General features: G+C 63.4%; 11 protein-coding genes. 7 read left to right on the top strand and 4 right to left on the bottom strand.

The genetic code is table 11. The annotated features are described in order from the left end of the window. The first annotated feature begins 102 nt into the window (after window positions 1-102). Both rplU and rpmA read left to right on the top strand, forming a co-directional pair. Complete coding sequence (rplU, locus tag H9627_RS02120) at window positions 103-408, top strand: 50S ribosomal protein L21 (protein WP_191732361.1); 306 nt, start codon at window positions 103-105, stop codon at window positions 406-408. A 46-nt stretch (window positions 409-454) separates the two neighbouring features. After that, on the top strand, window positions 455-721 hold the full coding sequence (rpmA, locus tag H9627_RS02115; protein WP_191732360.1) for a 50S ribosomal protein L27: 267 nt from the start codon (window positions 455-457) through the stop codon (window positions 719-721). A 350-nt stretch (window positions 722-1,071) separates the two neighbouring features. Here the strand turns inward: rpmA and H9627_RS02110 are convergent, their stop codons facing one another. Beyond that, entirely contained in the window at window positions 1,072-1,737 is a 666-nt protein-coding gene (locus tag H9627_RS02110; RefSeq protein ID WP_191732359.1) for a hypothetical protein, read from the bottom strand. 110 nt (window positions 1,738-1,847) lie between these two features. Here H9627_RS02110 and H9627_RS02105 point away from each other — a divergent pair, with 110 nt between their 5' ends. Beyond that, on the top strand, window positions 1,848-2,765 hold the full coding sequence (locus tag H9627_RS02105; protein WP_191732358.1) for an aldo/keto reductase: 918 nt from the start codon (window positions 1,848-1,850) through the stop codon (window positions 2,763-2,765). Here H9627_RS02105 and H9627_RS02100 read toward each other — a convergent pair. Beyond that, window positions 2,762-4,696 carry a solute carrier family 23 protein gene (locus tag H9627_RS02100; protein WP_191732357.1) on the bottom strand — a complete coding sequence of 645 codons (1,935 nt, stop codon included), beginning with the start codon at window positions 4,694-4,696 and terminating at the stop codon, window positions 2,762-2,764. The two genes, H9627_RS02105 and H9627_RS02100, sit on opposite strands and share 4 nt — an antisense overlap. A gap of 217 nt (window positions 4,697-4,913) precedes the next feature. On the opposite strand from H9627_RS02100, the gene obgE reads away from it, so the two are divergent. From obgE to H9627_RS02085, 3 genes are all read left to right on the top strand, one after another. Further along, a complete protein-coding gene (obgE, locus tag H9627_RS02095) occupies window positions 4,914-6,422 on the top strand; it encodes a GTPase ObgE (protein ID WP_191732356.1) in 1,509 nt (502 codons plus the stop codon). Between the two features lie 439 nt (window positions 6,423-6,861). After that, complete coding sequence (gene proB / locus H9627_RS02090) at window positions 6,862-7,971, top strand: glutamate 5-kinase (RefSeq protein ID WP_191732470.1); 1,110 nt, start codon at window positions 6,862-6,864, stop codon at window positions 7,969-7,971. A 79-nt stretch (window positions 7,972-8,050) separates the two neighbouring features. Then, complete coding sequence (locus H9627_RS02085) at window positions 8,051-8,962, top strand: D-isomer specific 2-hydroxyacid dehydrogenase family protein (RefSeq protein ID WP_191732355.1); 912 nt, start codon at window positions 8,051-8,053, stop codon at window positions 8,960-8,962. Here H9627_RS02085 and H9627_RS02080 read toward each other — a convergent pair. Then, the gene (locus H9627_RS02080; RefSeq protein ID WP_318247740.1) at window positions 8,959-10,314 is read right to left on the bottom strand and encodes a DUF2254 domain-containing protein; all 1,356 of its coding nucleotides are present in this window, start codon (window positions 10,312-10,314) and stop codon (window positions 8,959-8,961) included. The genes H9627_RS02085 and H9627_RS02080 overlap by 4 nt on opposite strands. Before the next feature lie 132 nt (window positions 10,315-10,446). Then, complete coding sequence (locus H9627_RS02075; protein ID WP_225213355.1) at window positions 10,447-11,010, bottom strand: hypothetical protein; 564 nt, start codon at window positions 11,008-11,010, stop codon at window positions 10,447-10,449. Window positions 11,011-11,372: 362 nt separating this feature from the next. On the opposite strand from H9627_RS02075, the gene H9627_RS02070 reads away from it, so the two are divergent. Beyond that, window positions 11,373-12,689 carry a glutamate-5-semialdehyde dehydrogenase gene (locus H9627_RS02070; protein WP_191732354.1) on the top strand — a complete coding sequence of 439 codons (1,317 nt, stop codon included), beginning with the start codon at window positions 11,373-11,375 and terminating at the stop codon, window positions 12,687-12,689. The last annotated feature ends 43 nt before the right edge of the window (window positions 12,690-12,732 follow it).

Genomic DNA, 12,732 nt, shown 5'->3' with positions numbered 1-12,732 from the left:
GCCCATCATGCCTGAAACGCAATTGTAAACGTAAGTCCATTCAGGCGCTCCCCAACTATGGGAAAGCGCCTGAGCTGAGAATCAGATAAGGGGTAGCCCTCTATGTACGCGATCGTCAAGACCGGCGGAAAGCAGTACAAGGTTGCCGAAGGCGACCTCGTAAAGGTCGAGAAGATCGAGGGTGAGCCGGGTGCCTCCGTGGCTCTCACCCCGGTTCTCCTCGTCGACGGCGCCGATGTAACCACCGCTGCTGACCAGCTTGCTTCTGTGAGCGTCAACACCGAGATCGTCGAGCACACCAAGGGCCCGAAGATCAAGATCCTGAAGTACAAGAACAAGACCGGTTACAAGAAGCGCCAGGGACACCGTCAGAAGCTGACCGTCCTGAAGGTCACCGGAATCAAGTAAGCCTGTCGGCTTCCTGAGTTTTTCCTTTTGAAGGAGGGAGAATCACATGGCACATAAGAAGGGTGCATCAAGCTCCACTAACGGTCGTGACTCCGAGGCCAAGCGCCTTGGCGTGAAGCGATTCGGTGGCCAGCAGGTGAACGCAGGAGAGATCCTGGTTCGTCAGCGCGGTACCAAGTTCCACCCGGGCGAGAACGTCGGTCGCGGTGGCGACGACACCCTCTTCGCCCTGAAGACCGGAGCTGTTCAGTTCTCCACCAAGCGCAACCGTCGCCTGGTTAACATCGTCGAGAACGAAGCTGTCGACGCTTAAGTCATCCACAGCGCAGACACTGCCCGTCACTCCCAACCTGGTTGGGGGAGGCGGGCAGTTTTTGTCTGCCCTGTTGGGGGCTCAGCTGTTGGTCTGTGAGCGGCCTTGTGCTCACAGGACAACAGGTGGGGTTGCCGGGCTGGAAAGTGGCCCTGGGGTGGGCAGTTTGTTGGTCTGTGAGCGGCCTTGTGCTCACAGGACAACAGGTGGGGGTTGCAGGGCTGGAAAGTGGCCCTAGGGTGGACAGTTTGTTGGTCTGTGAGCAACCCGCGCTCACAGGACAACATCTGTCCCGCCACCCAGCCCGAAAGGACCTATGCCCCGGCCCACTGGTCCAAGCTGGGACAGCCCTATTCCTCCACGTCCGCCCACTCCCGGTCATTCCCGAAGCCCTCGGCACCGTCAAACCAGTCCCTGATCAGGCTGATGACATCCTTCGGGGTTTTCACGATGGTGCCCTGCGCGGTGCTGCCGGCGCCCGCGCGGTATTCCACCAGCCAGTTCTTCTCCCCGGGCCGGTAGAGGGTCTGGATGAAGTGGGCGTCGTCGGCCGCCCGGGTGACCCGCAGGTAGGGCACCTTCGAGTCCTTGAGGCGCAGCACCTCCAGCAGGAGGTGGGGCAGGCCGTAGGCGGAGAAACCGGGGGAGAAGAAGGAATCGGTCTGGACCACGGCGTCGGTGTCCTCGTCACCGAAGAGGAGGATGGCGTCGGAGTTCATGTCGGCGAGACCCAGGCCGTAGTCGATGGCCACGGTGGTGAGCCAGGCGGCGGTGGCATCGGCGTCGTTGTAGTTGGTGGCTACGTAGAGGCAGCGGTCGCCGGTGAGTTGGATGGGGGAGTCGTCGTCAAGCGTGATGCCGTCGGGGAGCTCGTCGGCAAGGCCCGTGGCCAGGGATTCCAGCACCGGGGTGGTGGCGGGGTCGGCGTAGTCGATGCGCTCGGTCAGCGGGGATTTGGAGATGCGGGCGTTGCCGGGGTCGCCGTCGGTTTCGAAGAGGACGAAGTCATAGCTCATGGTGTCCAAGCATAGAGCTGCCGTCGTTGGTGCCCACACCGGCCCGGCATTCGGTCATATAGTGGGGCGGATAGTTTCTGCCCGCTGATCTGAATGCAAGGAAGTACGTTATGTCGATTGTTGGTACCGGTAGTTTCTTCGGTTCGCCCGAGGAGGAGCGCGACAGGTTGATCCAGGCCCTGCAGGGCGGGAAGCGGCAGACCACGAAGCCTGCGGAGATCCCAACGGTGAGGCTGAATGACGGCAACATGATCCCGCAGCTGGGTTTCGGTGTGTTCAAGGTGGACCCGGCGGAGACGGAGCGGGTGGTCAGCGAGGCACTCGAGGCGGGCTACCGTCACATCGACACCGCGGCCTTCTACAACAATGAGGAGGGCGTTGGCCGGGCGATCGCCGCATCCGGCATTCCGCGGGAGGAATTGTTCGTCACCACCAAGCTGTGGCCGACCCGTTTCGATGACGCTGAGGCCGGTTTCAACGAGTCCCTGGAGAAGCTCGGCACGGAGTATGTCGATCTGTTCCTGCTGCACTGGCCGGCGCCGCGCAACAACAACTTCGTGCAGGCCTGGAAGGTTCTGGAGCAGCTGGGGGAGCGCTCGCGCTCGATCGGTGTGTGCAACTTCCTGCCCGAGCACCTGCGCCAGCTTATCGACGAAACAACCATCGTCCCGGCCGTCAACCAGTTCGAACTCCATCCAGCCCTGCAACAGCGGGATATCCAGGAGGCGTCGAAGGCCGCGGGCATCGCCATTGAGTCGTGGGGTCCCCTCGGTCAGGGCAAATATGACCTGTCCAAGGAGGCACCCATCGTGGCGGCCGCCCAGAACCACGGTAAGTCCCTGGCTCAGGTGGTGATCCGGTGGCATCTGCAGCACGGGTTCATCGTGTTCCCCAAGACCGTCAATCCGGATCGGATGCGCGAGAACCTTGACGTCCTCGACTTCGAACTGACGGCGGAGGAGATGGTGGCCATCGACAACCTGGAACGTGGTGCGCGGGGTGGGTCTCACCCAAATGACATCAACTAGCTCATGAAGTCGGTGTCGGTGAACTTCCGGTCGAAGGCGGTGCGGGCGGGGTTGGCGTCCTCCAGGACGATGTCGAAGCGGTCGTTGGCGATCTCGATGATCTCGCTGAGCGCCTGACGGTGTTCCTGTTCATCGGAGTTGTCCAGGCGGCGTAAGCCCTCGGCGACGACGTCATCGACGGTGTCGGTGGTGTCGAAGTACGCCACATAGGGCATGCCGAAGCGGTCGCGGTAGTTGCTGGTGACGGTGAGGAGTTTGTCGCGATCGACGTCGTCAAGCTCCTCCAGCCCGATGGAACCCCGGTCGCGGGAGATCTCGGCGGCCTCGTCCTGGTCGGCCAGCAGCAGCTGTGCCATGTCGGGGTAGTCGTGGATGAGGTCCTCGCGTGCCTCGAGCGGTGCGGTGAGCACGGAGATCTGGATGGCCTCGCGCAGCGCGGTGACGTTGGCGAACGGGCGGGATTCCCAGGCGATCTCGAGCGGCCAGGTGCGGCTGTTGAACAGCGGGGAGAGCGTGTCGACGAACTGCTCACGGTCCATCGCGTTGATCTGGTCCAGGGTCAGTTTCTCACCGGAACCCGAGGTGGCCACATTGGCCCCGGTCTGGCGGCCGATGTGGAAGAACAGCAGGTTGAGGATGATCGCGGTGATCGCACCCACGGACATGCCGGAGGAGACGAAGATCCGGGCCCACTCGGGGAAGGCCTGGGCGATGTCGGGACGGAAGGTGACCAGCATGGCCAGACCCAGCGCGGAGGTGACGATGACGGCATTGCGGCTGTCCCGCAGATCGGACTTGGCGATGGTCTGCAGACCCACCCACGCAACATTGGCGAACAGTGCCAGGGAGGCACCGCCGAGGACGGGGGAGGGGATGGACGCGACGATCGCGCCGGCCTTGGGCAGCACACCCAGGATGATCATGAACACGGCCGCGGAGGCGGCGACCCAGCGTGACTTCACCCCGGTGATGCGGACCAGGCCGACGTTCTGGGCGAAGCAGGTGTAGGGGAAGGAGTTCATGATGCCGCCGATGAAGGTGGACAGGCCGTCGGCACGCAGGGCCCGGGTGATGTCGTAGCGGCGGGTGCGTTTGCGCACGATCTCACCGGTGGCGAAGACATCGCCGGTGGTTTCCACCATGGTGATGATCATGACGATGATCATGGAGAAGATCGCCACCAGGTTGAACTCGGGCAGGCCGAAGTAGAAGGGGGTGGTGATCCCGAAGGCGTCGGCGTTGGAGACTTCGTCGAGGTTGGCGTCGCCAAGTAGCAGGGCGGTAACCGTGCCCACCACCAGACCCAACAGCACCGCCAGGGTGCCCAGGAACCCGCGCAGGAAGCGCTGCGCCAGGATGATGATCAGCAGGGTGCCGAAACCGTAGGCGAGGTCACGGGCTGCGGGCACACCGTCGGCGTAGTTGACGAAGTCATTGGCCGACACCGACAGCAGGGACGTACCCATGACCAGCAGCACGGTGCCGGTGACCACCGGTGGGAAGAAACGCAGGAAACGAGTGAACACCGGCGCGGCGAAGAAGGTGAACAGGCCGGCGACGATGACGGCACCGTAGATGGCGGGCAGGGATGCGACCCCGCCTTCCCCGTCGGTGACACCCAGTCCGATCGCGATGATGGGGGCCACCGCGGTGGTGGTCACACCCTGGACGATGGGGAGCCGCACACCGATGTGCTTGCCGATGCCGACGGACTGGATCAGCGTGGCGATGCCACAGGTGAGCAGATCGGCGTTGATGAGGTGGATGGTGGTGGCGGCATCCAGGTTCAGCGACTGCGCAATGAGCAGCGGAACGATGACCGCTCCGGCGTAGAACGCCAGAACGTGTTGCAGGCCCAGGGCGGCCAGTTTGGGTGCTGGTGGCACCTGATCAACCGGATGTACAGTCCGGGTGGGGGTTTGAGTAGTCACGGCGGTTCGGGGGTGTCCCTTCGTCCAGGTTAGGTAATTTATCCTCCGCTATTGTGCTCCCATTCGTGGGGCCAGCAAAATAACGGCCCGGGTCAGGCCTTCCTCAGCTGTTAAATGTGGTATGAGCACTGGTAGGATCGAAGAACCTTGAAGCGCAAGTTGGTCAGCACCATGCTGACGCGCTCGTTTTACCTTGATCAGGAGTGACACCGAATATATGAACCGCTTTATCGACCGCGTTGTTCTTCATCTCGCCGCAGGCGACGGAGGCAACGGCTGCGTCTCGGTGCACCGTGAGAAATTCAAGCCCCTGGGCGGCCCCGACGGCGGCAACGGTGGCCATGGTGGAGACATCATCCTCGAGGTCAGCCCCCAGGTCCACACCCTCCTCGACTTCCACTACCACCCGCATGTGAAGGCCCCGCGTGGCACCAATGGCTCCGGTGATCACCGCAGTGGTGCCCGCGGCGAGGACCTCATCCTCGAGGTGCCCGCCGGCACCGTGGTGCTCAACTCCAAGGGTGAGACCCTCGCGGACCTGACCACCGTGGGCATGAAGTTCATCGCCGCCGCCGGTGGCCAGGGTGGTCTGGGCAACGCGGCCCTGGCCTCCCGTGCCCGCAAGGCCCCGGGTTTCGCCCTCAATGGTGAGCCGGGTGAGCAGCATGACCTCATCCTGGAACTGAAGTCCATGGCCGATGTCGGCCTGGTGGGTTTCCCCTCCGCCGGCAAGTCCTCGCTCATCTCCGTGATGTCGGCGGCCAAGCCGAAGATCGGTGACTACCCCTTCACCACCCTCCAGCCGAACCTCGGCGTGGTGGAGGTCGGACACCAGACCTTCGTCATGGCCGATGTGCCCGGTCTGATCCCCGGCGCCTCCGAGGGCAAGGGCCTGGGCCTGGACTTCCTGCGCCACATCGAGCGCACCTCCGTGCTCGTGCACGTGGTGGACACCGCCTCCATGGATCCGGGCCGTGACCCGATCTCCGATATCGAGGCCCTGGAGGCGGAGCTCGCCGCCTACCAGTCCGCCCTCGATGAGGACACCGGTCTGGGGGACCTGGACAAGCGCCCCCGCGTGGTGGTGCTCAACAAGGCTGATGTCCCCGAGGCACTGGAACTGGCTGAGTTCCTCAAGGGTGATATTGAGAAGCAGTTCGGGTGGCCCGTGTTCATCGTCTCCGCGGTGGCGCAGCGTGGCCTGGACCCCCTGAAGTACCAGCTGCTGGAGATCGTCCAGAAGGCGCGTAAGAAGCGTCCGAAGGACAATCTGGCGGAGAACGTCATCATCAAGCCGAAGCCGGTGGATGGTCGTCGGCGCCGCGAGGAGTTCGAGATCAAGAAGGACCCGGACAACCCGGGTGGTTTCCTGGTTGTCGGCGACAAGCCGGAACGCTGGATCCTGCAGACCGACTTCGAGAACGACGAGGCCGTGGGCTACCTCGCCGACCGTCTGGCCAAGCTGGGTGTGGAGGACAAGCTCCGCAAGGCCGGCGCCCAGACGGGTTCCGAGGTCACCATCGGTGGCGTCACCTTCGAGTGGGAGCCGATGACCTCCGCCGGCGATACCGCCGCCTCCCCACGTGGCACCGACATCCGTCTGGAGAAGAACGAGCGTATCTCCGCGGCCGAGCGCAAGCGTGCGTCCCAGGTCCGTCGTGGGCTTATCGACGAGTTCGACTACGGCGATGGGGAAGAGGCCTCCCGCGAGCGCTGGGAGGGTTAAAACCCACTGCCCTCACTTAGCTCCGTCCGCGGGGTGCGCATTGCACCCCGGGACGGAGCTTTGTTCGTTTGTGCCCGTTTGTGTCCGTTTGGCCAGGTCGCGGGCATCCGAGGCTGAGCAGCTGGTGGGAACGTGACCGGTAGCACCTTTCATGTTCACTGATGGCGAATACGGGCAACATTATCCACAGAAACAGCCTCGGCGTGTATACGATGGAATCGCTATGAATCACGTGACATCAGCTCAGCCAGAATCCGAACCCCCCACTGACGTACCGGACGCGGTCAAGCTCCGCGATGAACTGCCCACCCCCCACCCGGTGAGTCCGGTGACGGGTCTGCCCGTCACCCCCTACAAGCAGGAGGACAGCATCGGCGCCAGTTTCCCTGCGCCGTCACCGGGGACCGAGGACAGTGCAGCCTTCGGACACGAATCGAATATGCGCGAGCGTATTGCCACGGCGAAACGTGTGGTGGTTAAAATCGGATCCTCCTCGCTGACCAGCGATGAAGATGGTCACACGGTGGATCCCAATAGCATCAACACCATCGTCAACGCACTCCAGGCCCGCATGGAGGCCGGCTCCGATGTCATCGTGGTGTCCTCGGGCTCCGTCGCCGCCGGCATGGCGCCCCTGGGCCTGACCACCCGTCCGACGGATCTGTCCATGAAGCAGGCCGCGGCCGCCGTGGGCCAGGTCCACCTCATGCACCAGTGGGGACGGTCCTTCGCCCGCTATGGGCGCCCCGTCGGGCAGGTCCTGCTCACCGCGGGTGATGCGGGCCAGCGTGACCGCGCGAGAAACGCCCAGCGCACCATCGACCGTCTGCGCATGCTGGGTGTCATCCCGATCGTCAATGAGAATGACACCGTGGCCACCACCGGTGTGAACTTCGGTGATAATGACCGCCTGGCCGCGCTTGTCTCCCACCTGGTCAGTGCCGACGCCCTGGTGCTGCTCAGTGACGTTGACGGACTCTTCGACAAGAACCCCGCGGATCCCACCGCCCGGTTCATCTCCGAGGTCCGTGACGGCAATGACCTCAAGGGTGTGCTCGCCGGCGACGGCGGCAAGGTGGGTACCGGTGGCATGGCCTCCAAGGTCTCGGCTGCGCGCCTGGCCTCCCGCAGTGGTGTGCCCGTGCTGCTGACCTCCGCGGCCAACATCGGCCCCGCCCTCGAACACGCCCAGGTGGGCACCGTGTTCCACCCCAAGGAGAACCGGCTGTCGGCCTGGAAGTTCTGGGCACTCTACGCCGCGGACACCGCCGGCAAGATCCGCCTGGACCAGGGCGCGACGGAGGCGGTGACCTCCGGTGGCAAATCCCTCCTTGCCGTGGGCATCACCGAGGTCATCGGTGACTTCCGCGCCGGGGAGATCGTGGAGATCCTCGGACCCAACGGTGAGATCCTCGGCCGTGGTGAGGTCAACTACGATTCCGAGACCCTCATGCCGATGCTGGGGATGAAAACCCAGGAACTCCCTGACGACATGCAGCGGCCCGTGGTCCACGCGGACTACCTCTCGAATTACGCCAGCCGGGCGTAGGCGGATAGGGGGTGGGGGTTCGTCGGCAAGCTCCCTTGGCTACCGTGGTGGAAACCGTAACCGCAAAGGAGTACCCCAGATGAAGTTCACCTTCGCCCCCCATGTGTGGGAGGAAACCGTCGCCGAGATCGAGGCCGCCGGGCACGAGTACGTCGACGATCTTCAGGAAGCCGAGCTGTTGTTCTACAACGGTTCCGCCCCGGAGTTCCCCGACCTGCCCGACAACATCAAGATTGTGCAGGCCTCCATGGCAGGCATCGACGCGCTCGTGCGCCGCGGCGTGGTGACCGACAAAGCGCGCTGGGCGAACGCCGGTGGCCTGTACGCCGACACCGTCGCCGAGTCCACGGTAGCGCTCCTGCTCGCGCAACTGCACCGCCACAACGTCACCGCGCGCCGGAAGACGTGGGCGCGCGGCGAGGTGCAGAGCACCAAGCAATGGCTTTACGACGGCAAGACCATTGCCATCATGGGTGCCGGAGGCATCGGGGTTCGACTCATTGAACTGCTCAAACCCTTTGGCGTGCGCATCATCGCCGTGAACAATTCCGGCCGCCCGGTCCCGGGTGCCGACGAAACCCTCCCCATGTCCGCCGCCGACCACGTCTGGTCCGAGGCCGACTACTTCGTCCTGCTCATGCCCCTGACCGAGGCCACCACCGGCATCGTCAACCGTGACACCCTGGCGAAGATGAAACCCAACGCCGTGGTGGTCAACGTCGGCCGTGGTCCCCTCGTGGTCACCGACGACCTGGTCGATGCCATCCGGAATGGCACCATCGCCGGCGCCGCCCTGGACGTCACCGACCCGGAACCCCTCCCGGACGGCCACCCACTGTGGGACCTGGAGGATGTGGTGATCACCCCGCACACCGCCAACACCTACGAACGCATCCGCTCCCTCACCGGTGCCCTGACCGTGCGCAACATCGAACTGTATGAGGCCGGTGAGCAGATGGACACCGAGGTGGATGTGGTGGCGGGATACTAACCCGCTGACCCGGTGTCGCTGTTGGCGTCCTCATCCGCCCCTGTGTTCAGGATGCCGCGGGTGCGCTCGACGGCGGGCCGGGCATGACCGGTGGCGGCTGTCGAGAGATCCTCGACCATGGTGTCCAGCAGCTTCGGAATCATCATGGAATCCGACCCATAGAAATGGATCTCACGGACCACCTCATAGAGCATGTCACCGATACGTTGCGGGTGATGCACCACCCGGACCTGACCATCGGCATCGGCGATGTAGGGGCTGGGTTCGGTGACGGTCACCAGATAGCGGAAGACCCGGTGGATCTCCTGGACACACTGGGCCGCGGTGGCCGGATCGTTGATACTCGGGGACAGGGCACGATCGGCGATGTCCACCAGCTGACGCAGCCCGAAGGCCAGGTCCTGATGGAGTTCCCGTTCCGTTCGCACCTGGACAGCGGAATGCAGAACGCGCACATCCCGGTCGCTGAGTTCCCCGTCCCACCAGACCCGCAGCAGCGGCTGGCCCTCAATGAGGAAATCACCTATCGACCGGTCGACTGTGATCACAGCCTCGTGTTCCATCGCCCAGGACAGCAGCTTCCGGTAGTTGATCCACACCAGTGAACCGTGTCTGTCCGACCGGACCTCCTGCCGCGGGTCGCCGGGTCGTGGCGACCAACCCGGTCCCTGGACCGGGCCTGTCTCACTGCTCTGCACAGGGTAGAGGCGTTCCGCCAGATCCAGTGTCTCCTCACCGATCTCGGAGATGGCGTTGGCCACCCGCATCGAATAGGTGATCAACCGGATAAACGCCAGGAATAACCCCAGACACCCCAGCACCAACAGGAACGCCACCGACACGGACGCATGGGGAACGAATCCTGTGAGGTCATCCTCATCGCTCCACACATACCGGATGACCGTCAGGGAAAACGCGAACGTTCCCAGGAACATCCCCAGAGTGGCCTGCACGATACGGTTGCGGAGAAAGCCATTGAGCATTCTCGGACTGAACTGGCTGCTGACCAGCTGCAGAACAACCAGGGTGATGGAAAAGATCAGACCGGTCACCGAGATCGTGGAGGACGCAATGGTGCTCAACACCTCGCGGGCGGCGGTGGGGCCACCGCCGAAGAAGAATCCCAATGCAGGGCTGGAGACCCCACGTTCCCAGGCGGGAAGCAGGAAGCCGAGAATCACAGCGGCCACCACACTGATGGCTGGAATCATCCAGAAGGGTCGCCAGATCCGGTCCCATAACCTCTCCCGGGGAATTTCCGGGATGGACCCGCGCACCCGGAAACTTTCGGAGGCCTTGCCATCAGTGTCATCAGGGTCGACGTTTTCGGTGCTGTGATCAGTTTTCTCCACCACCCCATTGTGGCATCGATCACTTTTTCCGGGGCGTGGCTGGCTGTCTGTTCCGGGGGACGCCTTTCACGGCTGGGTCAGCTTCGGGTCAGCCCGGCCTGACCGGGGATGGATACCCAATAGCAATCCCTACTAGTAGGCGTACACCGCTGCGTTGTTGCCACCCGTGCAGCTCATGAGGATCTGATCCAGCTGCCTACACGTCAGGTCATAGGTCAGTCCCGTTGTCGGACTGGTCACCCGGATGCGTTGTTTCAGGTGGGCGCGGAGATTGTCATACGTGGGGTTGAGACCACGGGTGAGCTCCTCATGCACCGCAATGACAAATCCACAGCTGGTCTGAGCATTACCCGCCCAGACATTGGTGCCCCACCCGTCACCGTAGATACAGACGGTGGAGGGTTCGCCGTTGATGATCACCTGCGCACCCAACGGGTCCTGAGGCAGTTCACTCCACTGCGGGACCAGAGGTGATGCGGGTGACCGCGCCGGTGGGGCAGAGGGAAGGAACCCGGAGCTCAGGTTGCTCAGATCGGTGGATGCCTGAGCGTAGTCCATCTCCGCGGTGGGGGTCGGGGTGGTGGGTTCAGCAGGTGCCGTGGACCTGGTGGCCGGTGCGATCAGGGCAATTAACAACACCGCGACCGCGATGAACACCACTGTGGCTCGGGCGATGCCGGTGCGTGTGGAGACCATGTCAGGCTCCTTCGTGAAGAGGGGCTTTCTCGACGGAATTTTTACGTATAGCTGCAGCCTAATCCACGTAAAGAAGGCATGGTAGAGGGTTACCCAACCGTGAGCGCTGTGAAACCTCGGCGCGACCTGACCCCGGTGCAGGGGCGTGTCTTTGGGTCTGTTTGTTGTTCTGTGCGCAGCTGGGTGCACCCAGGACAACAACTGTGGGGGTTTCGGGCCCAGGAGTCGTGGTTTCAGTCCCATCTGTTGTGCTGTGGGCGTCTGCCTGCTCACAGCACAACAAACAGACCAGCTGCCGTTACCATGTAAGCCACCAGCGATCCGGGTGATCGGGTGTGCTCCCGTCTGTATGCTAGGAACATATGACTGCACAGACCTCTTCAGATATAACTGACCAGAAGACCGACATGACCCGTCAGAGTGAGCGGGACGAGGTTTTAGCCAAGGCGACCCTCGCAAAGAAGGTTGCCCCGGAGATCGCCCAGCTGGGGACCGGTGTGAAGAACCAGATCCTCCTCGCTGCAGCCGAGGCACTCCTGGAGCGTTCCGCAGAGATCATCGAGGCCAACAGCCGGGACATCGCTGCTGGCAGGGAGAGCGGAATGGCGGAGTCGCTCATTGACCGCCTCGCACTCGACGAGGATCGCATCGAGGGCATCGCCGGTGGCCTGCGCCAGGTTGCGGGTCTCACGGATCCGGTGGGCGAGGTGCTGCAGGGCCGGGTCATGGAAAATGGCATCCAGATGCGCCAGATCCGCGTGCCGCTTGGTGTCATGGGCATGGTCTATGAGGCCCGCCCCAATGTCACGGTGGATGCGTTCGGCCTGGCGCTGAAGTCGGGCAATGTGGCGCTGCTGCGGGGATCGTCAACCGCGGTGCATTCCAACACCACCCTGGTGGACATCCTGCAGGATGTGCTGGCCAGCTTCGATCTGCCACGGGAGACCGTGCAGCTGCTGCCGTGTGCCACCCGCGATTCCGTCCAGGATCTCATCACCGCCCGCGGTCTGGTGGATGTGGTTATCCCCCGCGGTGGCGCGGGTCTGATCAATGCTGTGGTCATGGGTGCGACTGTCCCCACGATCGAGACCGGCACCGGCAACTGCCACTTCTACATTGATGGTGATGTGGATGTCGATTCCGCGATCGCCATGCTCATCAACGGCAAGACCCGCCGTTGCAGCGTGTGCAATGCCACGGAGACGGCGTTGATCGACAGTGCACTTCCGGACGTCGACAAGCTCAGGGTTGTGCGCGCGCTGCAGGACGCCGGGGTCACCGTGCACGGTCGCGTCGCGGAGCTCGAGGCGTTCGGTGCGACGGAGGTCGTCGAGGCCACCGAGACCGACTGGGATTCCGAGTACCTCTCCTTCGACATTGCCGTCGCGGTGGTCGACGGCGTGGATGCGGCGATCGAGCACATCGAGAAGTACAGCACCCACCACACCGAGGCCATTGCCACCAACAATGTCTTCACCGCCCAGCGCTTCGCCGACCGCGTGGATGCCGCAGCCGTCATGATCAACGCCTCCACCGCCTTCACCGACGGTGAGCAGTACGGCATGGGCGCGGAGATCGGCATCTCCACCCAGAAGCTGCACGCCCGCGGCCCGATGGCGTTGCCGGAGCTGACCTCCACCAAGTGGATCCTGCAGGGTACCGGCCACACGCGTCCGTAACACCCTGCTTATCGACGCCCCCCTCACGCCGTAGCCCTACGGT

This window comes from Corynebacterium gallinarum (assembly GCF_014837045.1).
Taxonomy (GTDB): Bacteria; Actinomycetota; Actinomycetes; order Mycobacteriales; family Mycobacteriaceae; genus Corynebacterium; species Corynebacterium gallinarum.
The sequence above is the reverse complement of the archived record's forward strand: the minus strand, read 5'-3'. Positions and strand labels throughout refer to the sequence as shown.